The organism is Cellulomonas avistercoris (assembly GCF_014836445.1).
In the GTDB taxonomy this organism is placed as follows: Bacteria; Actinomycetota; Actinomycetes; order Actinomycetales; family Cellulomonadaceae; genus Cellulomonas; species Cellulomonas avistercoris.
The window spans coordinates 14,461-35,424 of the sequence record NZ_JACSQV010000021.1 but is presented as its reverse complement, the minus strand read 5'-3'; the positions used below and the strand labels follow the sequence as shown (position 1 = coordinate 35,424).

Genomic DNA, 20,964 nt, shown 5'->3' with positions numbered 1-20,964 from the left:
GTCCGCCGGGCGTCGCGCGCCGGTGTCATCCCACCTGCGCCGCGTCCACCGTCACGCCGCCCTGCGCGCTCGGCAGCCGCGACGTGAAGTCCAGCAGGCCGACCCATGCCGGGCGCAGGCAGATCCGGGCCTGCCGCAGCGTGGGGTGCTCCAGCTCGGCGAGCATCTCGTCGGCGGCGGCCGCTCCGAGGTACCGGCGCGCCGCGGCGGCGTACTCGGCGGCGACGCCCACGACCTCGTGGACGCTGGCACGGCCCCGCAGGGTCAGCACGCGCGGCGGCGGTCCCTCGTCGTCGATGGTCACGGCGACCCGCGGGTCGGCACGCAGCGCGTCCAGCCGCCGCGCGGGGTGCTGCACGCCCGGGCCGGCGACGTACGTCACCGTGACGAGCTCCTCACCGGTCCAGTGGAACCAGCTCGGGACGACGCGGGGAGAGCCGTCGGGCGCGACGTACGCCATGCGGGCGAGCGCGGTGCCGGCCAACAGCTCGCGGGCGACGGGCGTGGTGAGCAGCCGCGGGTCCCCCTGCGGCAGGGCAGCAGGTGGCAGGGCGGTGGATGGAGGTGTCGGGGACATCGGCGTCACTCCGTCTCTCGAGGGAACTTTCTCGCACCGTACCGTGGTCGGTTCCCCCAGGGAACCCACTGGCCTAGGCTGGCACGGTGCAGCGCACCGACTTCAGCCAGATGAACTGCTCCATCGCCCGCACGCTCCACGTCGTCGGCGAGGCCTGGTCGCCGCTCGTCCTGCGCGACGTGCTCATGGGCCTGCACCGCTTCGACGAGATCCGTGCCGACCTCGGCGTCTCGCGCAAGGTCCTCACCGAGCGCCTCGGCTGGCTCGTCGAGCAGGGCGTGCTCGAGCGCGTCCCCTACAGCGACCGGCCGCCCCGGTCGGAGTACCGGCTCAGCGAGCGCGGCCGTGACCTGTGCGAGGTGCTCCTGGTCATGTCGGCCTGGGGCGACCGCTGGCTCGCCGGCCCGGACGGTCCGCCGGTCAGCTACCGGCACCGCACCTGCGGGCAGGTCACCCACGCGGAGGTGCGGTGCGCGAGCTGCGGCGGACCGCTGCACGTGGACGACCTGGAGCTGCCCGCCGGCTGACGGGCGCACGACGGACCCGTGCGATCCGCACGGGACCGGGTGCACGGGCCACGGGCACCGCGGGAGCACCCCCGACGCACCGTGGGGCCATGGCTACCTCGACGCACGCACCCACGCAGCACCGCACCGCGACCGTCCCGGCCCGCCCGCCCCGCGGGCCCGCCGTGACCTTCGTGCTCCATCTCGGCGGCATGGCCGTGGCCATGCTCCTCGGGATGCTCCTGCTCACCCCGGTCGTGACGGCCCTCGCCGACGCGGCCGGCTGGGACCTGTCCGCAGCCGGCCCGGAGGCCGCGGCCCTCGTCATGGCGACGACCATGACCCTCGGCATGGCCGTGTGGATGGTGCACCGCGGGCACGGTCCACGGTCCGTCGGCGAGATGTCCGCGGCCATGGTCCTGCCGTTCGCCATCGGCCTGGTGCCCTACTGGGCCGGGCTCGTGTCCGGGGCCGACGCCCTGGTCGTCGGGCACGTCCTGATGCTCCCCGCGATGGTCGGCGTGATGCTCCTGCGCCGGGCCGAGTACACGGGCGGGCACGTCCACGGCCCGGCCCGCACGGCGTGGGGCCGGGGGGTCGAGGTCGTCGCGCACCGCTGGCCGACGTTCCTCGCCCTCGGGCTGACGTTCGACTCGTGGGTCAGCCCCGGCATCCCGCCCGCGTGGACGCTGGCCGTGCTCGGCGGGGAGTACCTCGTCATCGGGGCGGTGCGGCGCGAGTTCCGGCGCGACCGGCTGCTCGCCGCCCACGTCGCGGGGTTCGTCCTCTACCTGGGGTTCGCCGCGGTCGCGGCGACCGCACCGGCCGCGGTGGCCGGTCCCGTCGTCGCCGCCGGCTGGCTCCTGCACGTCGCGTGGGACGTCGCCCTGCACCGGGCGGGCCGCGTCACGTGGCGCTGGTTCGCCGAGGCGTGCATCGTCATCGACCTCGTCCTGGGCGTCACCGTCCTGCTGAAGCTCTGACCGGCGGGCCTGCGCCTCGCCCGCCGGCCGGCGGGCGAGGATGGCCCCATGACGACGCCGTCCCTCGGGGTGCTCCTGCCGCGTGACCTGCCCGCCGACCGCGTGCTGGAGCACGCCCGCCGCGCCGAGGCCCTCGGCTTCGACGAGCTGTGGGTGGTCGAGGACCTGGGCTTCCGCGGCGGTGCCGCGCAGGCGGCGGCCGTCCTCGCGGCGACCGAACGCATCCACGTCGGCATCGGCATCGTGCCGGCCGCCGCGCGGGACGTCGCGTTCGCCGCGATGGACGCCGCGACGCTCGCCCGCCTGTTCCCGGGGCGCGTGACGTTCGGCGTCGGGCACGGCATGCCGGACTGGATGCGGTCGGTCGGCCGGTGGCCGGCGCGCCCGCTGACCTACCTCGAGGAGTACACGGTCGCGCTGCGCGCGCTGCTGCGCGGCGAGACGGTGACGACCGCACCCGGTGCGTCGATCGTGCTCGACGGGGTCGCGCTCGACCCGTCGTCCGTCCCGGACGTCGTGCCCGACGTGCTGCTGGGCGTGCGCGGGCCCCGGTCGCTCGCGGTCGCCGGCCGGGTCGCCGACGGCGTGGTGCTCGCCGAGCCGTGCGCCCCGGCGTACGTCCGGGCGGCCGTCGAGCAGGTCGCCGCGACGGGGCGCTCACGCGTCGTGACGTACGACGTCGCGTGCGTCGACGACGACGAGGCCCGCGCGCTCGACGTCGCGCGGCGTGGCCTGGTCTGGATCGGCGAGCCGGACTGGGCGCCGCACCTCGCGCAGCAGCCGTTCGCGGCCGAGCTGGCCGCGCTGCGTGCGGGGTCCGCGTCACCCGACGAGTTCGCCGCGGCGCTGCCGGACGCGTGGGTGCGGGAGCTGTCGCTGGCGGGCACGCCGGCGGGTGTGCGCGAGCGCATCGCCGCCCGCGCGCAGGCGGGAGCCACGACGTGCGTGCTGTTCCCCAGCGGACCCGACCCCGTCGCCGCGCTGGACGCGCTCGCCCGCGCGCGGTGAGCCGGCACGGTTGACTGTCCCCATGCGACGCCTGCTGGTGCTGGGCGGGACCGGGTGGCTGGGCGCGCGCGTCGCTCGCGCGGCCGTCGCGGACGGGGCCGAGGTCGTGTGCCTCGCACGCGGCGAGTCGGGGACGGTGCCCGACGGCGCCCGCCTCGTCCGTGCCGACCGGCGTGAGCCTGGCGCGTACGACGCGCTCACCGGCGAGTGGGACGAGGTCGTCGAGATCGCGTACGACCCGGCGCTCGTGGCGGGGGCGTTGGACGCGCTCGCGGACCGCGCCCGGCACTGGACGCTCGTGTCGTCGGTCTCGGTGTACGCGCGCAACGACGAGCCGGGCGCCGACGAGTCCGCGGCGCTCGTCGAGCCGCGCGACCTGACGCAGTACCCGGACGCGAAGGTCGCCGCCGAGCAGGCGACGGCTGCGCGGGTCGGGGACCGGCTGCTGCTCGCGCGGCCCGGCCTGATCGTCGGGCCCGGTGACCCGTCCGACCGGTTCGGCTACTGGCCGGCGCGCCTGCACCGCGGCGGCCGGGTGGTCGTTCCGACGCCGCACGGTCGCCACGTGCAGGTGATCGACGTCGACGACCTCGCGGACTGGATCGTCGCGGCCGGGCGCGAGCGGATCACCGGGGCCGTGAACGCCGTCGGCGAGCCCGTGCCGCTGGGGGACCTCCTCGCCGACATCCGTGCGGTGACCGGTGCCGACGTGGAGCTCGTGCCGGTCGACGACGCGACCCTGCTGGCCCACGACGTGCGGTACTGGGCGGGACCGCGGTCGCTGCCGCTGTGGCTGCCCGTCGCGGACGCCGGGTTCGCGCGCCGCGACGGGTCGGCGTACCGGGCCGCCGGCGGGACCCTGCGTCCCCTGCGCGACACGGTCACCCGCGTGCTGGCCGACGAGGTCGCGCGGGGCGTGGACCGCCCGCGGCGGTCGGGCCTCACGGCTGACGAGGAGCGGGCGGTCCAGCGCGACCTGAGGTGAGCATGCTCTGCCCGCCCCCGAGGGCTCCTCAGACGGGCACGGGTGCCCACCTCACGGCGGCGACCTGGTCGAGGATCCGGTCCAGCACCACCACCCGGTCGAAGCGCAGCGCGTACTCCCGTGCCCGCTCGGCCCAGGCGGCGCGGTCGGCGCGGTCCATGGTGAGGACGTCGTCGAGCGCGGCCGCGATGGCGTCGGGGGAGTCGACGGGGACGATGATCGCGGTGTCACCCACGGCCTCGCCGATGCCGCCGGTCACGGTGGTGATGACGGGCCCGCCGCCGGACAGCATCTTCTCGACCAGGGCGATGCCGAACGTCTCGATGAACTCGGGTCGCGGCTTGGACGGCAGCACGAACGCGGTGCAGCCGGCCATGAGGTGGCCCTTCTCGTCGTCGGGGACGTCGTCGAGGAAGGTGATGAGGCCGGCCACGGGCGTGCGGGCGGCGTGCGCGCGCAGCTCCGCGGCCTGCGGCCCGTTGCCCGCGATGACCAGACGGCGCCCGGCGGCCGGTGCGCCCGAGCGGACGTAGCCGTCGATGAGGTCGTCGACGCCCTTGGCGTGCGCGAGCCGCGACAGGAACAGCACGTAGCCGTCACGCGTCAGGCCACGGTCGGCGAGCACCCGGTCGGTCTCGTCCTCGTCCCGCGCCAGGTACGTGCCGACGTCGATCGCGGGGTAGGAGACGGCGACGCGCTCGCGGCACTGCTCGGCGAACCGCGTGCCGTGGCGCGCGTCGATCGCGGCGGCCTCGGTGATCACCAGGTCGCGCGTGTACTGCGACACCGCGAGGACGACGTCGTGCGACAGGTACTGCGCGAGCACGTGCGCGGCGGCCCCGAACCGGTCCTCCTGCACGCACTCGCGCACGACGTTGGTGACGTCGGACCCGACGGCCTCGGCCACGGTCACGACGTCCACCGGCAGCCCCGTGCGGCGCGCGACCGCGACCGCGTCGGCGACCGCCGTGGCGTGCGGCGACAGGTACAGCGACATCGCGACGGTCGGGACGCCGTCGGTGAACAGCTCGACGAGCCGCCCGGTCAGCCCCGCGAGGTACCGGCCGTCGGGGACCTTGTAGTCACCGACGGGTCCGGGGCGGTCCACGACGATCCCCGGCGAGTACGGCATGACGCCGTCCAGGGGCTTGAGCGGCAGGCCCGCCTCCTGCAGCCGCTCGACCGGCCAGGTGACGATCCGGACCTCGTCGAAGCCCCGCTGCAGCGCGGCCTCGGCGAGGTTGCGGGCCTCGCCCGAGTGACCGCAGATCACCGGGTCGGCGCGCACGACGATGACGAGACGGCGGTCGGGGCGTGCGGCGGTGATGGGGTCCACGGCGTCGTCCTCTCGGTGGATCGGGGGTGACTGGATCGCGCTCTCGCGGGGAGAGGGGGTGCTGGATTGCTCTCTCGCGGGGAGAGGGGGTGGGTGGCCTTCCCCCTTGGGCGTGAGAGAGCAATCCCGTCACGTCAGGGTCTGGACAGGCGGGGGAGCGGGACGTCGACGTGCGGCGCGGGCGCGCTGGGTGGTCGGTGCTGCGTGCCCCACCCGGACGGTTCCGGGCCGAGACCGATGAGCAGCCGCCCCCCGGAGTGCAGCTCGCCGCCCGTGAGGAACGGGCGGTCGAGCGGGACGCCGTCGAGGTGGACGGACTGCACGTGCTGGACCGGACCGCCGGGCTCGGGCTCGGCGAAGCCGGTCGTCTCCACCGTGAGCGGCCGGCCGCCCACGTCGATGCGTGCCTCACGCCACGCGGGCGCGTTGAGCAGGTACAGGTTCTGCCCCGCGACAGGGAAGAGCCCGAGCGTCGCCCACACGTACCAGGACGACAGCCCGCCCGAGTCGTCGTTGCCGGGCAGCCCGCCGCGGCCCGTCCCGAACTGCTGCTGGACGACGTCGTGGACGACCTGCGCGGTGCGGTCCGGACGGCCCGCGTACATGTAGGCCCAGGGGGCCTCCATGTCGGGCTCGTTGTTGAGCCCCTCGAACCGGTGCAGCGCGTACCCCGCGGCCATCTCGTCGACGTCGGGGTGCAGCCCCGGCTGCTTGACGGGGTCGGCACCGAACCCGAAGAACTGGTCGAGCATGGTCGTGAAGGCGTCGTCCCCGCCGGTCAGCGCGATCCGCGAGGCCATGTCGTGCATCAGCCGGAACGAGTAGTTCCAGCGTCCGCCCTCGTAGTACGTCGAGTCGACGAGCAGCCCCGTCGCCGGGTCGTAGGCGTTGCGCCAGCGCGCGGCCAGCGGGCCGAACTGCTCGACGAGCGTCAGGTCGCCCACGCGCCCGGCGACGATCGCGGTGCACCAGTACCCGAACGCGAGGTCGAGCGTGTGGCTGATGGGGTGCGTGCGGCCGTGCAGCAGGAACTCCTCGCCGTACGTGCGGCGCAGGTCGTCGTTCATGTGCACGAGCGCCCAGTCCCAGTCGACCCCCGGCAGGCCCAGTGCGCACAGGTCGGCGAGGAACGTGTGCGCGAGCGCCGAGCCCTGCCGGCTGAAGCGGTCGGCGCCGCGCGCCATGCGGTAGCCGATGGGCAGGTTGCCCTCCTCCTCGGCGATCTGCAGGAGCGCGTTCGCGAGCTCGACGGCCCGGTCGGGGAACAGCGCCGTCATGAGCGGCAGGTGCGTGCGGTAGATGTCCCACATGGTCGACAGGTCGAACGCGAACGGGCCGGGCGTGGGCCAGAACGGCGACTCGTCGGGCGCGAGGCACGGCTTGATGAGGGAGTGGTAGAGCGCGGTGCCGAAGACCGTGGCCTTGTCCGTCGACGGCGTGTCGACCTGCACCTTCCCGAGGTGCTCGCGCCACACGTCCTGCGTCTGCGTGCGCCGCCGGTCGAACGAGAGGCGCGGGTCGGAGCCGCACTCGCGCTCGAGGGTCTGCGCCGCCTGGTCGACGCCCCGCAGGGAGAACCCGAACCGCAGCTCGACGACCTGCCCCGGCTCCGTCGGCCCCGCCCACATGAGGCCGAAGGGGCGCAGCGTGGTGGGCCGGATGCGGTCGAAGTCGAGGCGCGTGCCGCCGGGCATGAGGCGGCGGTCGTACCAGAGCAGCTGCCGCCAGTGCTGCGCGTCGCACTCGACGCGCACGGCCAGCGGCGCACCCTCGACGACGATCTCGCCCTCCGCGCACCCGGGGCTCACCGAGCCCAGGTGCGCGCGCAGGGGGATGGTCCGGCCGTACGGGATGTCGAGCCCGCCGAGGGAGAAGTCGATGACGAGGCGTGCGTCGTGGTGCGCGGGGAACGTGTACCGGTGCACGGCCGACTTGGGCCCGACGGTGATCTCGGCGCGGATCCCCGACTCGAGCGTCGCCGCGTAGTACCCGGGCGTCGCCTCCTCGTCGACGATCTCCCAGGTGCGGCCCAGGTCGTCGAGCGGCGAGAGCATCGGCGTCACGCGGAAGTAGTTGTAGTACTTGCGGATCGCGCCCGTGCCGGACTGCTGGAAGTGCGTGAACCCGCTGGCCACGAGCCGGTCGTGCAGCACGGGCGGCAGGCCCTCGGTCGACAGGTCGTACCGCCCGTAGCCCGTCGGGTACGCCCCCGAGTACGCGCACGCCGACACCATGCCGAACGGGTGCGTCGCGCCCGGGTGCGTGTTGCCGACCTGCGGCTTGGGCGACCACCACGTCGCCGCGAGGCCGCCGGGCGTGGGCAGGTCGGTCGCGTCGGTGCCGATGAACGGGTCGACGTGGTCGAACATCCCGGCCTCCTCGCGTGCGTCCGTCCTGCCGTGCGCCTGTCGGTGCGGCGAATCGCGCGGCCTCGTGAGCCGGGTGGACCCAGCGTGACGCGGCGCGCGCGCCGTGTCCACGGGTGCGGTGCGGTGACGTTACGAGGCGGGTGTGTCAGGCGTGTTGCGGGCAGGTCACGCTTCGGCCGGGCGGGGCCGGGCGAGCTCCGCACGCAGGGCCGCGGCGTTCGCGTCGAGCTGCGCGCGCGAGGGGTGCGAGCCCCACCGCGCGCCGATGGTGAAGCCGTCGTCGGCGAATCGCGGGAACACGTGCAGGTGGGAGTGGAAGACCTCCTGGAACGCGGCCTCGCCGTCGGCGTAGAACAGGTTCACGCCCTCGGACCGCAGCGGCGAGCGCCGCAGCGCGGCGGCGACCGACCGCGCGACGGCGAACATCTCGGCCGCCAGGTCGTCGTCCAGGTCCGCGAGCGCCGGCAGATGCGCGCGGGGCAGGACGAGGACGTGCCCCGGCGTGACCGGGTCGATGTCCATGATCGCCAGGACGGTCGCGGACTCGTGCACGACCGAGGAGTCGAGCCGGCCCTCGACGATCTCGCAGAGGATGCACTCGTCGGTCGTCATGCGCTCGATCCTGGCACCGCGACCGTCCGGGGCCGAGGGCTTTGTGCGACCCCGACGGGTCAGTCGCCCGCCGCGTCCGAGGCCAGCGGGCCGAGCGCCGCGCGCGGCGTCGCGTCGAGCACGAGGTCCGCCAGCACCGGCAGCAACCGCTTCTCCTCGTACCGGAAGTGCGTCTCCATGACGGCCTCGATGCCGTCGAGGTGCCGGTGCAGCGCGGCGGTGTCGTGGCCACCCGCCGCGTGCCCCCCGTCGACCGCGCGCTGCAGCTCACCCAGCAGGTGCGACAGCATCGCGTGGTCGCGGACCAGCTGGCCCACGACGTCCCGGAGCCCCGGCGCCGACGCGAGGAGGCCGGGGAAGACGACGTCGTCCTCACCCCGGTGGTGGCCGTCGAGCGCCGCGCAGAACCCGGTGCAGAACAGCAGGAGCTCGCGCGCCGGGGACGCGGCGTCCGCCGAACCGTCCGCCGCGTCGTCGACCGCCTCGCGCGCGAGTCGCAGGCTGCCGCGCAGGCGCGCGTGGACCGCACGCAGCTCACGGTCCCAGGCGACGAGCCGGGTGGGGTCGGTGTCGGGCATCGGTGGACGAACCTAGTGGTGGCCACGCCCGAGCGTCGAGACCGTTTCGGCGTACTGGATCGCTCTCTCACCACCTGGTGGGCGCTGGATTGCTCACTCACCAGCTGGTGGGGCTGGACTGCTCTCTCACCACCTGGTGGCGGGGTGCGCTCAGCCTGTCGTGCGGCGGCCCACGAGGGCCAGCACGCGGGTCTGCCGGTCGGCGTCGGCCGGCACGTCGAGCGCGGGGCGGCAGATGCCCTCGCCGTACAGCGTCTCGCCGAAGCCCGCGGCGCACGCCTCGACGAAGGCCAGCTCCTGGTCGGTGAACCGCTCGTCGAGGCCCGCCGCCGTCGCGACGTCCCAGCGGTGCACGACGAGGTCGAAGCCGTAGAACCGCAGCAGGGACTCCCCGACGGTGGTCCGCCCGAAGTGCCCGTCGTACTCGAGCCCGCCCACGGCCGGGTCGGCCAGCGCGTCGGCGAGCGCCGCGGCGTGCGTCCGCCACACGGCGGCCGGGTCGCCGTCGAGGTCGATCGGGGCGAGCGGGACGCCGCGCTGGTCGAGGAAGTCGCGCTCGGTGTCGACCACGTGGCGCACGACGTCGCGCGCGGCCCAGCCCTCGCACGGGGAGGGTCGGTCCCAGGCGTCCGCGGGGAGCCGGTCGCACACGGCGCCGAACGCGGCGGTGAGCTGTCGGAGGTCGGGTGCAGGGTGGGTCGTGGAGGTCGTCATGCTCCGACGGTAGGCGCGGTGCGGGAGGCGGGGATTGATGAAAGCCGTCACGGGTCTCGACCCGGTCGAGCGCGCTCACCTCGTCGACCCCACGGACCGGACGTGGCGCATCGACCGGCACGCGGTGCCGGACGACCTGGCGGACCTCGCGCGCCGGTTCTGGATCCCCGTCTGGGACGTCCCGGCCGGCGCGGAGTCGCACCAGCAGGTGCTGCAGTACCCGGTGTGCCTCATGGTCGTCGCGCCGCACGACGCGCGCTTCTCCGGGGTGGTGCCGGGGCTGGCGACGACGACGTTGAGCGGGTCGGGCTGGGCCGTCGGGCTGATGCTGCAGCCCGCGGCGGGTGCGCTGCTGACGGGCGACCCGGTGGACCGGTGGACGGACCGGGCCGAGGACCTCGGCGACGTGCTCGGCGCGCCCGGCGCGCGGCTCGTGGAGCAGGTGCGGGCCGCGATGTCCGCGGGTCCGGACCGGCCGGGCGCCCAGCGCGAGGCGATGGACGCGTTCACCGACCTGCTGCGCACCCACCTGCCCGTCGACGACGAGGGCCTGCTGGTCAACCGGCTCGTGGCGGCCGTCGAGGACGACCCCGCGCTGCTGCGCGTCGAGGACCTGTGCGACCGGTTCGGTATCGCCGAGCGCGCGCTGCAGCGGCTCGTGCGCCGCCGGACGGGGCTGAGCCCGAAGTGGCTGATCCAGCGGCGCCGGCTGCAGGAGGCGGCCGAGCGGCTGCGGGACGGGGAGGTGTCCCTGGCGCAGGTCGCGGCGCAGCTGGGCTACGCCGACCAGCCGCACTTCACGCGCGACTTCCGCCGGGTCACGGGCCTGACGCCGGGCCGGTTCGCGGGGCGCTTCCGCTGACGTGCGGGACGCCGGGCGGCGCGGTCGCTCGCCGGGCGCCCGCCCCGGCCTCTTCGTACCGTGGAGAGACGACCGAGCACCGACATCGAGGGGGCACGATGCGAGGGACTCTCAGGGTGGCGACCGTCGCCGTCGCCGCGGCCGCGGCACTGACGGCCTGCACCGCGTCCGGGCAGGAGCAGGACGACCCGGTGATGAACCAGCAGGAGGCGACCACGCCGGCCATGACCGAGGACGACGAGGGCACCGAGGTGGTGCTCGTCGACCCGGACGGTGGTGAGGTCGGCACGGTGTGGCTCGACGACGAGGACGGCGCGCTGGAGATCGAGGTCGCGGCCGGTGACCTGCCGCCGGGCTTCCACGGCTTCCACCTGCACGCGATCGGCGTGTGCGAGCCGGACAGCCCGGACCCGACCGACCCGACGAAGGTCGGCGACTTCCTGTCCGCCGGCGGCCACGTCGGCGCCGACATGGCGGACCACGGCGCGCACGAGGGCGACCTGCCGTCGCTGCTCGTCGACTCCACGGGTGCGGGACGCCTGACCGCGAGCACCGACGCCGTCACGCTCGAGGAGCTCATGGACGACGACGGCACCGCGGTCATGGTCCACGCCGGCCCGGACAACTTCGCCAACATCCCCGAGCGCTACGCGCCGAACGGCCCGGACGCGGACACGCTCAAGACCGGTGACTCCGGTGACCGCATCGCGTGCGGGGTCGTCGGCGGCTGACGCACCCCGCAGCCGCGGGGCGCCGTCGTCGGGCCCCGCCGCCCTCGGGTGGCGGGGCCCGGACGGCCGTCGCAGGGTGGACCCATGAGCGAGGACACCGTCCACCCGGCATCCCAGCGGCCCGAGACCCAGGACCCGGAGAACCAGCCGCTGCCCGGCGCCACCGGCCCGGACACGCAGCCGCCGCCCGGTGACAACCAGGACACGGGCACCCGCCGCCTGTACCCGTCGGACCCGACGGGCGACGACCCGAGACCCTGACGGCCGCACCGCAGGTCGTACCCGCGGGGGCGCATCAGATCGTGACGACCTCGCAGGTCAGGCTCGGTGCCCCGGCGAGACGGCGGTCGCCCGTGAGCAGCGGTGCGCCGAGGTGGCCGGCGAGAGCCACGTAGGCGGCGTCGTAGGCCGAGAGGTTGTGCGTGAGTCGCCACACGTCGGGCTGGAGCGGGGCGAGAGGCCAGAGGTCGACCGGCAGGTCCGACCACGTGCGCACGGCGAGCGCCGCCTGGTTCGCGGTGAGCCGCCCCGCCGCCCGGCGTCGGCGCAGCACGTTGAGGACCTCGTAGCCGAGCAGGTCGGGCGCGGCCAGCTGGGCGCCCGACATGTGGGTCGCGGCCTGCTCACCCCGGGGGCCGGGGTCGATGAGCACCGCCAGGACGGCTGACGCGTCCACGACCAGGGCGGTGGTCACCGCCGCCCGGCGTCGAGGTCGTCGAGGATCTGCTCGGCGCTGACGTCCGGGTACCCGAGCGCACGGCCGCGGGCCTGCGCGACGGCGTCGGCCGCCGTCGGCCGGGCCGCGAGCTCGGTCAGCGTCGCGCGCAGGTACTCCTGCAGGGACCGGCCGCTGCGCGCGGCGCGCGCGGCGAGCTCGTCGCGGACGTCGTCGGGCACGTCGCGGACGGTGAGGGACACGCTCATGCCGTCAGACTACTGCGACTGCATGCAAAGTGCAGGCGCCGGCCCGGGCGGCGGGGGCCCGCGACGCGTCTCACCACTCCACCGGGTCCCGGACGATCGGGCACGTCATGCAGTGCCCGCCGCCGCGGCCACGCCCCAGCTCCGCGCCGACGATCGTGATGACCTCGATGCCCGCCTTGCGCAGCAGCGTGTTGGTCAGGGTGTTGCGGTCGTAGGTGAACACGACGCCCGGCTCGAGCGCGACGGCGTTGTTGCCCGAGTCCCACTGCTGGCGCTCCGACTCGTAGACGTCGCCGCCGGTGTCGATGGTCCGCAGCGCGTCCAGGCCCATGGCGCGGGCCACCACGTCGGTGAACGCGGCCGACCCCTCGTCGACGACGTCGAAGCCCGGGCGCGCGTCCGACGGCAGCAGCGTGAACGTGTGCACCGCGTCCATGATCGTCGGGTAGAGCGTGACGACGTCCCGGTCGACGAACGTGAAGACCGTGTCGAGGTGCATCGCCGCGCGCAGCTTCGGCATCCCGGCGACCACGACGCGCTCGGCCGCCCCCTGCGCGAACAGCGCGGCGCTGACCTGCGTGATCGCCTGCCGGGACGTCCGCTCGCTCATGCCCATGAGGACCACGCCGTTGCCGACGGGCATGATGTCGCCGCCCTCGAACGTCGCCTGCCCCCACTCCTTGCCGGGGTCGCCCCACCAGACGCGCGAGCCGACGTAGTCCGGGTGGTGCAGGTAGATCGCCTGGTAGATGAGCGTCTCGTCGTGCCGCGCCGGCCAGTACAGGGGGTTGAGCGTGAGGCCGCCGTACAGCCAGCACGTCGTGTCGCGCGTGTAGAGCGTGTTGGGCAGCGGCGGCATGAGGTACTCGCGCGCGCCGGTGGACTCGCGGGCCAGGCCGATCGCGGGCGGGCGGTGCTCGGGGGGCAGGTCGATCGTCGCCAGGCCGCCGATGAGCAGCTCCGCCAGGCGTGCCGGCGCCAGCTCCTCGAGGTAGGTGCGGGTGCTGTCGACCAGGCCCAGACCGACGCGGTTCGGCACGATCTTGCGGTCCAGCAGCCAGTCGCGGGCGCCGGGCACCTGCAGGGTCTGCGCGAGCACGTCGTGCAGCTCGACGACCTCCACGCCGCGGGTCGTCAGCTTGTTGACGAAGTCCGCGTGGTCGCGCTGCGCGTTCTCGACCCACAGCACGTCGTCGAACAGCAGCTCGTCGCTGTTGGTCGGCGTGAGCCGGCGGTGCGCCAGCCCCGGGCGGCAGACCATCACCTTGCGGAGCCGGCCCACCTCCGAGTGGACGCCGTAGCCTGCGGACACGGTCTGGCTCATGCTCGTCCTTCCGTCGGGTGACGTGGGTGGTGCGGTCTCACAGCGCGATCCGGCCTGTCGCGAGGCCGAGGACCCCGAGGACGGCGGCGACGACGATCACGGCGCACAGCACCGCCTCGGTCGGGGTGAACAGGCGCTTGCCGTGCTCGCTGCGGGCCTTGACGTACAGCAGGGTCAGCGGCGCGAGGATCACGGTCGACAGCAGCAGGAACTCCAGGCCCGCGGCGACGAACAGGAACAGCGTGTAGCCCGTCGCGACGCCCGCGATGATCGCGTGCCTGCGCTGGACGCGCGGGTCGACGCCCTCGTAGCCCTCACCGGTGAGTGCGATCTTCAGCGCGTACGCCGCGGCGAGGAAGTACGGGATGAGCGCGAGGCTCGTGCACAGGTCGAGCATGAAGTTCAGGGCGTCGGACACGAACAGCGTGACGACGAGCAGCGCCTGCACCGCGATCGACGTGACCACCAGCGCCGTGATGGGGGTGCCCGCCCGGTTCTCGCGGCCGAGCAGCTCGGGCAGGTCGTCGTTGCGGGCCGGCTGGTACATGACCTCGGCCGCCATGAGGGTCCACGCCAGGTAGGCCCCGAGCACCGACACGACCACGGCGACGGAGATGAACGTCGCGCCCCACGCCCCGACGACCGACTCGAACACCCCGGTCATCGACGGCTGCCGCTCGCCGGCGATCGTCGCGCGCGGCAGCACGCCGTACGACGACAGCGTCACGAGCGCGAAGATCGACAAGACCGACAGGAACCCGAGGACGGTCGCGCGTCCGACGTCCTCGCGGCGCCGGGCGTACCGCGAGTAGACGCTCGCGCCCTCGATGCCGAGGAACACGAACGTCGTGATGATCATCGTGTTCTTGACCTGCTCGGACAGGGTGCCCAGGTCGTCGTAGGCGAAGAAGTTGTCGGCGAACACCTGCGCGTCGAACGCGAACAGCAGCACGACGACGAACGTGAGGATCGGCAGGATCTTGAACACCGTGACGATGCGGTTGATGACGGCGGCGTCGCGCACGCCGCGCGCCACGAGGAAGTGGAACAGCCACACCCCGACGGTCGACACGGCCACGGCCAGCACCGTGTCCCCGTCACCGAACTCGTCGAGGAACGCACCGAGCGTCGCGGTGATGAACACCCAGTAGAAGGCGTTGCCCGCGACCGTCGAGGCCCAGAACCCGATCGCGGAGCTGAAGCCCGCGTAGTCACCAAAGCCGGCCTTGGCGTAGATGAAGACACCCGAGTCCAGGTCCGGCTTGCGCACCGCGAGGTTCTGGAAGACGAACGCGAGCATGAGCATGCCCGCGCCGGCGACGGCCCACCCGATGAGCGCGCCGAGCACACCCGTCGCGACGCCGAAGCGTGCGGGCAGCGAGAACACGCCGGCCCCGACCATGCCGCCGACGACCATCGCCGTCAGGGTCGGCACGCTCATCTTCGCCGCGGCGGCGGTGGGTGCTGCCGGGTTCTGAGTCGTGGTCATGCGTCCTCCATCGTCGGGGCGGGTGACGTCCTCTCGATGCGGAACCCGGTGAAGCCGTACAGCACGCTCAGCAGCGGGCTCGCCCAGCAGAAGATCGCGTAGGGCGCGTACAGCAGGGTCGAGACACCGAGGGTGGCGCCCATGAACGCGCCGCACGAGTTCCACGGCACGAGCGGGGAGGTGACCGTCGCGCTGTCGGCGGCGAGCCGCGACAGGTTCGTCGGCGCCAGGCCGCGCTTCTCGAACTCGGCACGGAAGATACGGCCCGGCAGGACCAGCGCGATGTACTGGTCGCCCGCGACGACGTTGAGGCCGAACCCGCAGCCGAACACCGTGAGGAACAGCTGCCCGTTGCTGCGCGCACGGTCGATCATCGGCACGACCAGCCGGTTGATCAGCCCGAACTCCTCGAGCATCGCCCCGAACGTCACCGCGCCGAGGATCAGCCAGATCGTCAGCAGCATCGAGTCCATGCCGCCGCGCGACAGCAGCCGGTCGACGTCCGCGACCCCCGAGTCGATGTCGAAGCCGTTGGCCATCGCCAGCCACACGGCCTGCACCGCCTCGGCGACGATGTTGCCGGCCCCGGTGACGAAGTCGCGGTACACGTCCGGCTGCAGGAACGCGCCGAGGACCCCGGCGAACAGCGTCGAGGCCAGCAGGGCGAGCGACGCCGGGACCTTGCGCGCCGACAGCACGCCCAGCACCACGACCGGCAGCAGCGCCAGCGGGGTGATGCGGTAGATCTCTCCGAGCTCGGCCAGGTCCGAGGACGTCGCGTCGCCGCCGGCCGTGGGCTGGACCAGGCCGATGACGAGCAGCACGACGAACGCGAGCACGAACGCCGGCACCGACGTCCACACCTGCCGCTTGATGTGCTCGTGCACCTCGACGTCCGCGATCTGCGCCGTGAGGATCGTCGTCTCCGACAGCGGGGACAGCTTGTCGCCCAGGTACGCCCCGGAGATCACGGCCCCCGCGGTGATCGCGGGCGACACCTCCAGCAGCGTCGCGATGCCCACCAGCCCGACGCCGATCGTCGCGACCGTCGTCCACGAGCTGCCGATGCTCAGCGCGACCGCACCGCAGATGAGCGCCGCCGCGGCGTAGAACCACCCGGGGGACAGCACCTGCAGGCCGTAGTAGACGAGCGTCGGGATGGTCCCCGACAGGTTCCACACGCCGATGAGCGCGCCGACGGCCAGCAGGATGAACACCGCGCTCGTCACCGACGCCAGCGCACCGCGGCCCGCCGCCTGGATCGCGGTGAACGTGTGGCCGTTGCGCAGCGCGACGAGCGCCGCGACCGCGCACGCCAGGACCAGTGCCACCTGGATCGGTCCGTCCAGCGCGTCCAGGCCGAACAGCGCGAGCGACCCGGCGATGAGCAGGGCCAGGGCGCCGAGGGGGATGAGGGCGTCGGTGAGCGTGGGTGGTCGGACGGGTAGCTCTGCCGGTTCGCTCAACGCGCCCCCTCAGGCCCGCGTCCCCACACCGGGACGCGGCTCGACCCTCATCACACTAGAGCCCGGAGGTTCCCGACGGAACAGACAGGACGCGCGCCCGGTGCCGCGGCCGGCGGGTCGTCCGGGACGTGACCTCGCCGGGACCGGCCTGAGTCGTCTTCACGGCGCGGGACGACGACTCAGGCCGGTCTCGTTCGGCGCCGGTCCTCGGGGGAGGTGGGCACTCGGTGGTGGGGGGACCACGTGCCCGCAGGGTGCTCAGTCCGGGCGGCTAGCGTGTGCTGCCGACGGCCGACCGGTCGTCCCCACCGCACAGGAGCCGAACCCGCATGTCCTCAGCAGTCGACCGGCCCACCCGGGGCGCCGACGGCACACCCGACCCCGACCGCGCCCTCGGTCACGGCCTGCGCGCGCGGCACCTGACGATGATGGGCCTGGGGTCGGCCATCGGCGCGGGCCTGTTCCTCGGCAGCGGGGTCGGGATCGCCGTGGCCGGGCCGGCCGTGCTCGTGTCGTACGCCGTCGCCGGGCTGCTCGTCGTGCTCGTCATGCGCATGCTCGCCGAGATGGCGTCGGCCGTCCCCGCGAGCGGGTCGTTCTCCGTGTACGCCGAGCGCGCGCTGGGCCGCTGGGCCGGGTTCACGCTCGGCTGGGTCTACTGGTTCACGCTCGTCATGGTGCTGGGCGTCGAGATCACGGGCGTCGCGCGCATCGTCACCGGGTGGGTGCCCGGCGTGCCGCAGTGGGGCGTCGCGCTCGCGGCCGTCGCCCTGTTCGCCGTCGTGAACCTCGTCGGGGTCCGGCAGTTCGGCGAGTTCGAGTTCTGGTTCGCGCTCGTCAAGGTCGTCGCGATCGTCGGTTTCCTCGTCGTCGGCGTCGCGCTGGCCCTCGGGTGGCTGCCGGGCACCGACCCCGTCGGGACGTCGAACCTGCTGGGGCACGGCGGCTTCGCGCCGACGGGACTGGGCGGGATCGCCGCCGGGCTGCTCGTCGTGGTCTTCGCGTTCGGGGGCATCGAGATCGTCACCATCGCGTCCGCCGAGGCGCGCGACCCGCAGCGGGCCGTCGCGCGCGCGACCCGGTCGATCGTGTGGCGGATCCTGCTGTTCTACGTCGGCGCCGTGGGCGTCATGGTGCTCGTCCTGCCGTGGGACGCCCCGCAGCTGGTCGACGGGCCGTTCGTCGCCGTGCTCGAGCTGGCCGGGCTGCCGGGGGCCGCGCGCCTCATGGAGGTCGTCGTCGTCCTGGCGCTGCTGTCCGCGTTCAACGCCAACATCTACGCGACGTCCCGCATGGCGTACTCCCTGGCCGGGCGCGGCGACGGGCCGCGTGCGCTGCGGCGCGTGTCGCGGCGCGACGTGCCGTGGGTCGCCGTGCTCGTCTCCGTCGTCCTCGGGCTCGTCGCCGTCGCGCTCAACTGGCTGCTGCCCGACGCGCTGCTCGGCATCCTGCTCAACGCCGCCGGTGCGTCCCTGCTGGTCGTGTGGGTGCTGGTCGCCGTGTCGCAGCTGCGGCTGCGGCCCCGCCTGGAGGCGGCCGCCGGTCCCGCCGGGCTGCCGCTGCGCATGTGGGGCTACCCGTGGCTGACGTGGGCGACGCTCGTCGCGCTCGCGGGGGTCGTCGTGCTCATGCTCACCGACGACGCGGCGCGCGCCCAGCTCGCCGCGACGGCCGGGCTCGTGGCCGTCGTGGTGGGGATCTACGTCGTGTCGCAGGCCCTGCGGCGGCGTTCGGCGCGCGCGTCGGGAGGGCCTGCCGCAGAATCGGGCGCGTGACCGGCGAGACGACGGACGAGGTGACCGCAGGCGCTCCCACGCTGCGCCGGGCGATCACGGGCCCGCTGCTGTTCCTGTTCATCCTGGGCGACGTGCTGGGCGCCGGGGTGTACGCGCTGATCGGCGAGATGGCCGGGCAGGCCGGCGGGCTCGTGTGGCTGGCGTTCGGGATCGCGCTCGTCATGGCGCTGCTCACGGCGTTCTCCTACGCCGAGCTCGTCACCAAGTACCCCAAGGCCGGCGGGTCCGCCGTGTTCGCCGAGAAGGCGTACCGCAGCCCGCTCGTCGCGTTCCTCGTCGGGTTCTGCATGCTGTCCGCGGGCGTCGTCAGCGCCGCCGGGCTGTCGCTCGCGTTCACCGGGGAGTACCTGGCCGCGTTCCTCGACGTGCCGCAGGTGCCCGCGGCCGTGGTGTTCCTCGTGCTCGTCGCGCTCATCAACGCGTGGGGCATCAAGGAGTCGCTGCGCGCCAACATCGTCATGACCCTCATCGAGACGACCGGGCTCGTCGTCGTCATCCTGCTGGGCGCCTGGGTGATCGGCCGCGGCGACGCCGACCTGAGCGGGGCGTTCGCGCCGCCCGCCGAGACCGGCGTGGCCACCGCGGTGCTCGCGTCCGCGCTCATCGCGTACTACTCGTTCGTCGGGTTCGAGACGTCGGCGAACCTGGCCGAGGAGATCACGGACGTCTCGCGCGTCTACCCCCGCGCGCTGTTCGGGTCGCTGCTCACCGCGGGCGTCGTGTACCTGCTGCTGGGGTTCGTCGCGCCGGCCGTCGTCGCACCCGAGGAGCTCGCGGAGTCCACCGGGCCGCTGCTCGAGGTGGTGAAGGTCGCGGGCGTCGTCCCGCCGCAGGTGTTCGCGGTCGTCGCGCTCATCGCGGTGGCCAACGGCGCGCTGCTGACGATGATCATGGCGAGCCGCCTCGCGTACGGCATGGCCGAGCGCGGGCTGCTGCCCGGGCCGCTCGCGCGCGTGCTGCCCGAGCGCCGCACGCCCGGCGTCGCGATCGTCGTGACGACGCTCGTCGCGATCCTGCTCGCGGTCACCGGTGAGCTCGTCGACCTCGCGTCGACCGTCGTGCTGCTGCTGCTGTTCGTCTTCCTCTCGACCAACGTCGCCGTGCTGGTGCTGCGGCGCGACCGCGTCGAGCACCCGCACTTCCAGGCCCCGACGTTCGTGCCCGTCCTCGCCGTCCTGTCGTGCCTCGTCCTGCTCACGCGGCAGGAGCCGCAGCACTGGGCGCTCGCGGGCGTGCTGCTGGCGGTCGGTGTCGTGCTGCACCTGCTGACGCGCAAGTCGTCGCGCGCGTCGGCGGTGGCGCGCGGGACGGCCGAGGGGTGACGGCCCTACGCTGCGAGCCGGTGCGTGAGGTGCTCGATGCGTGAGGTGGGCGATGGGTGAGGTGCTCGACGGTGCGCGGCTGCTGCTGCGCGGGTGGGGCTACTGGCGGCGGCAGCCGCGGGTCATGGCGCTCGGCCTGGTGCCGGCGGCGGTGGTCGGGCTCCTGATGCTCACCGCGATCGTCCTGCTGGTGATGCACCTGGGGACGGTCGCGGAGTGGCTCACGCCGTTCGCCGACGACTGGTCGCCCACGTGGGAGCGGACCGCCGAGGTCGCCGCGCAGGCCGTGGTGCTCGCGGCCGCGGTCGTGCTCGTCGTCGTCACGTTCACGGCGCTGACCCTCACTGTCGGCGAGCCGTTCTACGACCGGATCTGGCGTGCCGTCGAGGCCACCGAGACCGGTGCGGTGCCGACCGGGGACACCGGGTTCTGGCGCGGCGCCGAGGACGGGCTCGCGCTCATGGGCCGCGGGCTCGTCGTCGCGGTGCTCGCCGGGACCGTGGGGATCGTGCCGGTCGTCGGGACCGCGCTCGGGTGGGTCGGCGGGCTCCTGCTCACCGGCTGGGTGCTGGCGCACGAGCTCACGTCGCGCGCGCTCGTGTCCCGCGGCGTGCCGCGACGTGAGCGCAACCGGCTGCTGCGGGCGCACCGGCGCCGGGCGATCGGGTTCGGTGCGGCGACGCAGCTGTGCTTCCTGGTGCCCGGCGGGGCCGTGGTGACGATGCCCGCGGCGGTCGCCGGGGCGACGCTGCTGGCGCACGCCGTGCTCGGGGAAGGGGCCCGACCCTCACCGTTGGCCACAGGGTTATCCACAGATGGGGAGAAAGCGGACCAAAGGGTGATCGACCGCCTCTAGCGTCCCGGGCATGACGATCACACGCCACCCCGAGGCCCGCCCCTTCGACGACACCCCGCTGCCCGGAGCCGGGTTCGGGGAGTCGGTCCGCCGGTACTTCGGACGGTCGACGGTGCTCACCGGGCGGGCCGGCCGCGCGGAGTACTGGAACGCCGCGCTCCTGCAGGTGGTCGTCGTGTGGGGCGCTGTCCTGGTCCTGCGGGTGCTGGACGGCGCCGCGGCACCCGCGGTGGCCGTGCTCGCCGTCGGGGCGGCGCTGGTGCTGTGGGTGCTGGTCACCGCCGTGCCGACCGTCGCGCTGAACACCCGCCGGCTCCACGACCTGAACCTGTCGGGGTGGTGGCAGGTCATCGCCCTGGCGCCCTACGGGTGGTTGCTCCTGGTCGTCGTCGGGCTGCTGCCGGGGCGGCCCGCCGGGCAGCGGTACGACGCCGCACGGCCCGCGTACGTGCCGTGCGCCGGGTGCGAGCGGTGCGGGTGACGTGCCGCCGCCCTGCACGTTGGGACCTTGGTCCCGTGACTGCCT

22 protein-coding genes are annotated in these 20,964 nt (G+C 74.0%); 11 read left to right on the top strand and 11 right to left on the bottom strand.

Annotation, left to right across the window (positions count from 1 at the left end; translation table 11 throughout):
* Nucleotides 1-25: 25 nt before the first annotated feature.
* Nucleotides 26-577 carry a pyridoxamine 5'-phosphate oxidase family protein gene (locus tag H9657_RS17940; RefSeq protein ID WP_191784802.1) on the bottom strand — a complete coding sequence of 184 codons (552 nt, stop codon included), beginning with the start codon at nucleotides 575-577 and terminating at the stop codon, nucleotides 26-28.
* An 86-nt stretch (nucleotides 578-663) separates the two neighbouring features.
* Between H9657_RS17940 and H9657_RS17935 the strand changes: the two genes are divergently transcribed.
* From H9657_RS17935 to H9657_RS17920, 4 genes are all read left to right on the top strand, one after another.
* Nucleotides 664-1,104 (top strand): winged helix-turn-helix transcriptional regulator, encoded by a 441-nt coding sequence (locus tag H9657_RS17935; RefSeq protein WP_191784801.1) that lies wholly within the window; start codon nucleotides 664-666, stop codon nucleotides 1,102-1,104.
* An 89-nt stretch (nucleotides 1,105-1,193) separates the two neighbouring features.
* Nucleotides 1,194-2,066: a hypothetical protein gene (locus tag H9657_RS17930; RefSeq protein ID WP_191784800.1), complete on the top strand. Its 873-nt coding sequence runs from the start codon at nucleotides 1,194-1,196 to the stop codon at nucleotides 2,064-2,066.
* 48 nt (nucleotides 2,067-2,114) lie between these two features.
* Complete coding sequence (locus tag H9657_RS17925; protein ID WP_191784799.1) at nucleotides 2,115-3,074, top strand: LLM class flavin-dependent oxidoreductase; 960 nt, start codon at nucleotides 2,115-2,117, stop codon at nucleotides 3,072-3,074.
* Nucleotides 3,075-3,096: 22 nt separating this feature from the next.
* Nucleotides 3,097-4,059, top strand: coding sequence for an NAD-dependent epimerase/dehydratase family protein (locus tag H9657_RS17920; RefSeq protein WP_191784798.1), 963 nt, complete (start codon nucleotides 3,097-3,099; stop codon nucleotides 4,057-4,059).
* 28 nt (nucleotides 4,060-4,087) lie between these two features.
* Here the strand turns inward: H9657_RS17920 and H9657_RS17915 are convergent, their stop codons facing one another.
* The 5 genes from H9657_RS17915 to H9657_RS17895 all read right to left on the bottom strand — a co-directional run bounded on the left by H9657_RS17915 (nucleotide 4,088) and on the right by H9657_RS17895 (nucleotide 9,668).
* Nucleotides 4,088-5,395, bottom strand: coding sequence for a glycosyltransferase (locus H9657_RS17915; protein WP_191784797.1), 1,308 nt, complete (start codon nucleotides 5,393-5,395; stop codon nucleotides 4,088-4,090).
* 134 nt (nucleotides 5,396-5,529) lie between these two features.
* Entirely contained in the window at nucleotides 5,530-7,764 is a 2,235-nt protein-coding gene (locus tag H9657_RS17910; RefSeq protein ID WP_191784796.1) for a glycoside hydrolase domain-containing protein, read from the bottom strand.
* Between the two features lie 165 nt (nucleotides 7,765-7,929).
* Nucleotides 7,930-8,376, bottom strand: coding sequence for an HIT family protein (locus tag H9657_RS17905; RefSeq protein ID WP_191784795.1), 447 nt, complete (start codon nucleotides 8,374-8,376; stop codon nucleotides 7,930-7,932).
* A 59-nt stretch (nucleotides 8,377-8,435) separates the two neighbouring features.
* Complete coding sequence (locus H9657_RS17900; RefSeq protein WP_191784794.1) at nucleotides 8,436-8,954, bottom strand: hemerythrin domain-containing protein; 519 nt, start codon at nucleotides 8,952-8,954, stop codon at nucleotides 8,436-8,438.
* Between the two features lie 150 nt (nucleotides 8,955-9,104).
* Nucleotides 9,105-9,668 (bottom strand): TIGR03086 family metal-binding protein, encoded by a 564-nt coding sequence (locus H9657_RS17895; protein ID WP_191784793.1) that lies wholly within the window; start codon nucleotides 9,666-9,668, stop codon nucleotides 9,105-9,107.
* 37 nt (nucleotides 9,669-9,705) lie between these two features.
* Here H9657_RS17895 and H9657_RS17890 point away from each other — a divergent pair, with 37 nt between their 5' ends.
* The 3 genes from H9657_RS17890 to H9657_RS17880 all read left to right on the top strand — a co-directional run bounded on the left by H9657_RS17890 (nucleotide 9,706) and on the right by H9657_RS17880 (nucleotide 11,522).
* Nucleotides 9,706-10,530: a helix-turn-helix domain-containing protein gene (locus H9657_RS17890; protein WP_191784792.1), complete on the top strand. Its 825-nt coding sequence runs from the start codon at nucleotides 9,706-9,708 to the stop codon at nucleotides 10,528-10,530.
* Nucleotides 10,531-10,646: 116 nt separating this feature from the next.
* Nucleotides 10,647-11,261, top strand: coding sequence for a superoxide dismutase family protein (locus tag H9657_RS17885; protein ID WP_318241585.1), 615 nt, complete (start codon nucleotides 10,647-10,649; stop codon nucleotides 11,259-11,261).
* 84 nt (nucleotides 11,262-11,345) lie between these two features.
* The gene (locus tag H9657_RS17880) at nucleotides 11,346-11,522 is read left to right on the top strand and encodes a hypothetical protein (RefSeq protein WP_191784790.1); all 177 of its coding nucleotides are present in this window, start codon (nucleotides 11,346-11,348) and stop codon (nucleotides 11,520-11,522) included.
* Nucleotides 11,523-11,556: 34 nt separating this feature from the next.
* Here the strand turns inward: H9657_RS17880 and H9657_RS17875 are convergent, their stop codons facing one another.
* The 5 genes from H9657_RS17875 to nhaC all read right to left on the bottom strand — a co-directional run bounded on the left by H9657_RS17875 (nucleotide 11,557) and on the right by nhaC (nucleotide 16,464).
* Nucleotides 11,557-11,955: a type II toxin-antitoxin system VapC family toxin gene (locus tag H9657_RS17875; RefSeq protein ID WP_191784789.1), complete on the bottom strand. Its 399-nt coding sequence runs from the start codon at nucleotides 11,953-11,955 to the stop codon at nucleotides 11,557-11,559.
* Nucleotides 11,952-12,185, bottom strand: coding sequence for a FitA-like ribbon-helix-helix domain-containing protein (locus tag H9657_RS17870; RefSeq protein ID WP_191784788.1), 234 nt, complete (start codon nucleotides 12,183-12,185; stop codon nucleotides 11,952-11,954). Before H9657_RS17870 ends, H9657_RS17875 begins: the two co-directional genes overlap by 4 nt.
* A gap of 70 nt (nucleotides 12,186-12,255) precedes the next feature.
* Nucleotides 12,256-13,509, bottom strand: a complete 1,254-nt coding sequence (locus tag H9657_RS17865) for an arginine deiminase (protein WP_191784787.1) — start codon at nucleotides 13,507-13,509, stop codon at nucleotides 12,256-12,258.
* Nucleotides 13,510-13,546: 37 nt separating this feature from the next.
* Nucleotides 13,547-14,998, bottom strand: a complete 1,452-nt coding sequence (locus H9657_RS17860) for a basic amino acid/polyamine antiporter (RefSeq protein WP_225215613.1) — start codon at nucleotides 14,996-14,998, stop codon at nucleotides 13,547-13,549.
* Nucleotides 14,995-16,464 carry a Na+/H+ antiporter NhaC gene (nhaC, locus tag H9657_RS17855; RefSeq protein WP_191784786.1) on the bottom strand — a complete coding sequence of 490 codons (1,470 nt, stop codon included), beginning with the start codon at nucleotides 16,462-16,464 and terminating at the stop codon, nucleotides 14,995-14,997. The genes H9657_RS17860 and nhaC overlap by 4 nt, the downstream gene beginning before the upstream one ends.
* A 329-nt stretch (nucleotides 16,465-16,793) precedes the next feature.
* Here nhaC and H9657_RS17850 point away from each other — a divergent pair, with 329 nt between their 5' ends.
* The 4 genes from H9657_RS17850 to H9657_RS17835 are packed head-to-tail and all read left to right on the top strand — an operon-like array spanning nucleotide 16,794 to nucleotide 20,919.
* Entirely contained in the window at nucleotides 16,794-18,239 is a 1,446-nt protein-coding gene (locus H9657_RS17850; RefSeq protein ID WP_225215612.1) for an amino acid permease, read from the top strand.
* Complete coding sequence (locus H9657_RS17845; RefSeq protein WP_191784785.1) at nucleotides 18,236-19,582, top strand: APC family permease; 1,347 nt, start codon at nucleotides 18,236-18,238, stop codon at nucleotides 19,580-19,582. Before H9657_RS17850 ends, H9657_RS17845 begins: the two co-directional genes overlap by 4 nt.
* 40 nt (nucleotides 19,583-19,622) lie before the next feature.
* The gene (locus H9657_RS17840; protein ID WP_318241584.1) at nucleotides 19,623-20,438 is read left to right on the top strand and encodes an EI24 domain-containing protein; all 816 of its coding nucleotides are present in this window, start codon (nucleotides 19,623-19,625) and stop codon (nucleotides 20,436-20,438) included.
* Between the two features lie 10 nt (nucleotides 20,439-20,448).
* Complete coding sequence (locus H9657_RS17835; RefSeq protein ID WP_191784784.1) at nucleotides 20,449-20,919, top strand: DUF805 domain-containing protein; 471 nt, start codon at nucleotides 20,449-20,451, stop codon at nucleotides 20,917-20,919.
* The last annotated feature ends 45 nt before the right edge of the window (nucleotides 20,920-20,964 follow it).

What these genes read in the sequence shown, in the direction of transcription:
- H9657_RS17940 (WP_191784802.1), bottom strand. Translation starts at nt 577, where the DNA reads ATGTCCCCGACACCTCCATCCACCGCCCTGCCACCTGCTGCCCTGCCG.
- H9657_RS17930 (WP_191784800.1), top strand. Translation starts at nt 1,194, where the DNA reads ATGGCTACCTCGACGCACGCACCCACGCAGCACCGCACCGCGACCGTC.
- H9657_RS17925 (WP_191784799.1), top strand. Translation starts at nt 2,115, where the DNA reads ATGACGACGCCGTCCCTCGGGGTGCTCCTGCCGCGTGACCTGCCCGCC.
- H9657_RS17920 (WP_191784798.1), top strand. Translation starts at nt 3,097, where the DNA reads ATGCGACGCCTGCTGGTGCTGGGCGGGACCGGGTGGCTGGGCGCGCGC.
- H9657_RS17910 (WP_191784796.1), bottom strand. Translation starts at nt 7,764, where the DNA reads ATGTTCGACCACGTCGACCCGTTCATCGGCACCGACGCGACCGACCTG.
- H9657_RS17905 (WP_191784795.1), bottom strand. Translation starts at nt 8,376, where the DNA reads ATGACGACCGACGAGTGCATCCTCTGCGAGATCGTCGAGGGCCGGCTC.
- H9657_RS17900 (WP_191784794.1), bottom strand. Translation starts at nt 8,954, where the DNA reads ATGCCCGACACCGACCCCACCCGGCTCGTCGCCTGGGACCGTGAGCTG.
- H9657_RS17895 (WP_191784793.1), bottom strand. Translation starts at nt 9,668, where the DNA reads ATGACGACCTCCACGACCCACCCTGCACCCGACCTCCGACAGCTCACC.
- H9657_RS17890 (WP_191784792.1), top strand. Translation starts at nt 9,706, where the DNA reads ATGAAAGCCGTCACGGGTCTCGACCCGGTCGAGCGCGCTCACCTCGTC.
- H9657_RS17880 (WP_191784790.1), top strand. Translation starts at nt 11,346, where the DNA reads ATGAGCGAGGACACCGTCCACCCGGCATCCCAGCGGCCCGAGACCCAG.
- H9657_RS17870 (WP_191784788.1), bottom strand. Translation starts at nt 12,185, where the DNA reads ATGAGCGTGTCCCTCACCGTCCGCGACGTGCCCGACGACGTCCGCGAC.
- H9657_RS17865 (WP_191784787.1), bottom strand. Translation starts at nt 13,509, where the DNA reads ATGAGCCAGACCGTGTCCGCAGGCTACGGCGTCCACTCGGAGGTGGGC.
- H9657_RS17860 (WP_225215613.1), bottom strand. Translation starts at nt 14,998, where the DNA reads ATGACCACGACTCAGAACCCGGCAGCACCCACCGCCGCCGCGGCGAAG.
- H9657_RS17850 (WP_225215612.1), top strand. Translation starts at nt 16,794, where the DNA reads ATGTCCTCAGCAGTCGACCGGCCCACCCGGGGCGCCGACGGCACACCC.
- H9657_RS17835 (WP_191784784.1), top strand. Translation starts at nt 20,449, where the DNA reads ATGACGATCACACGCCACCCCGAGGCCCGCCCCTTCGACGACACCCCG.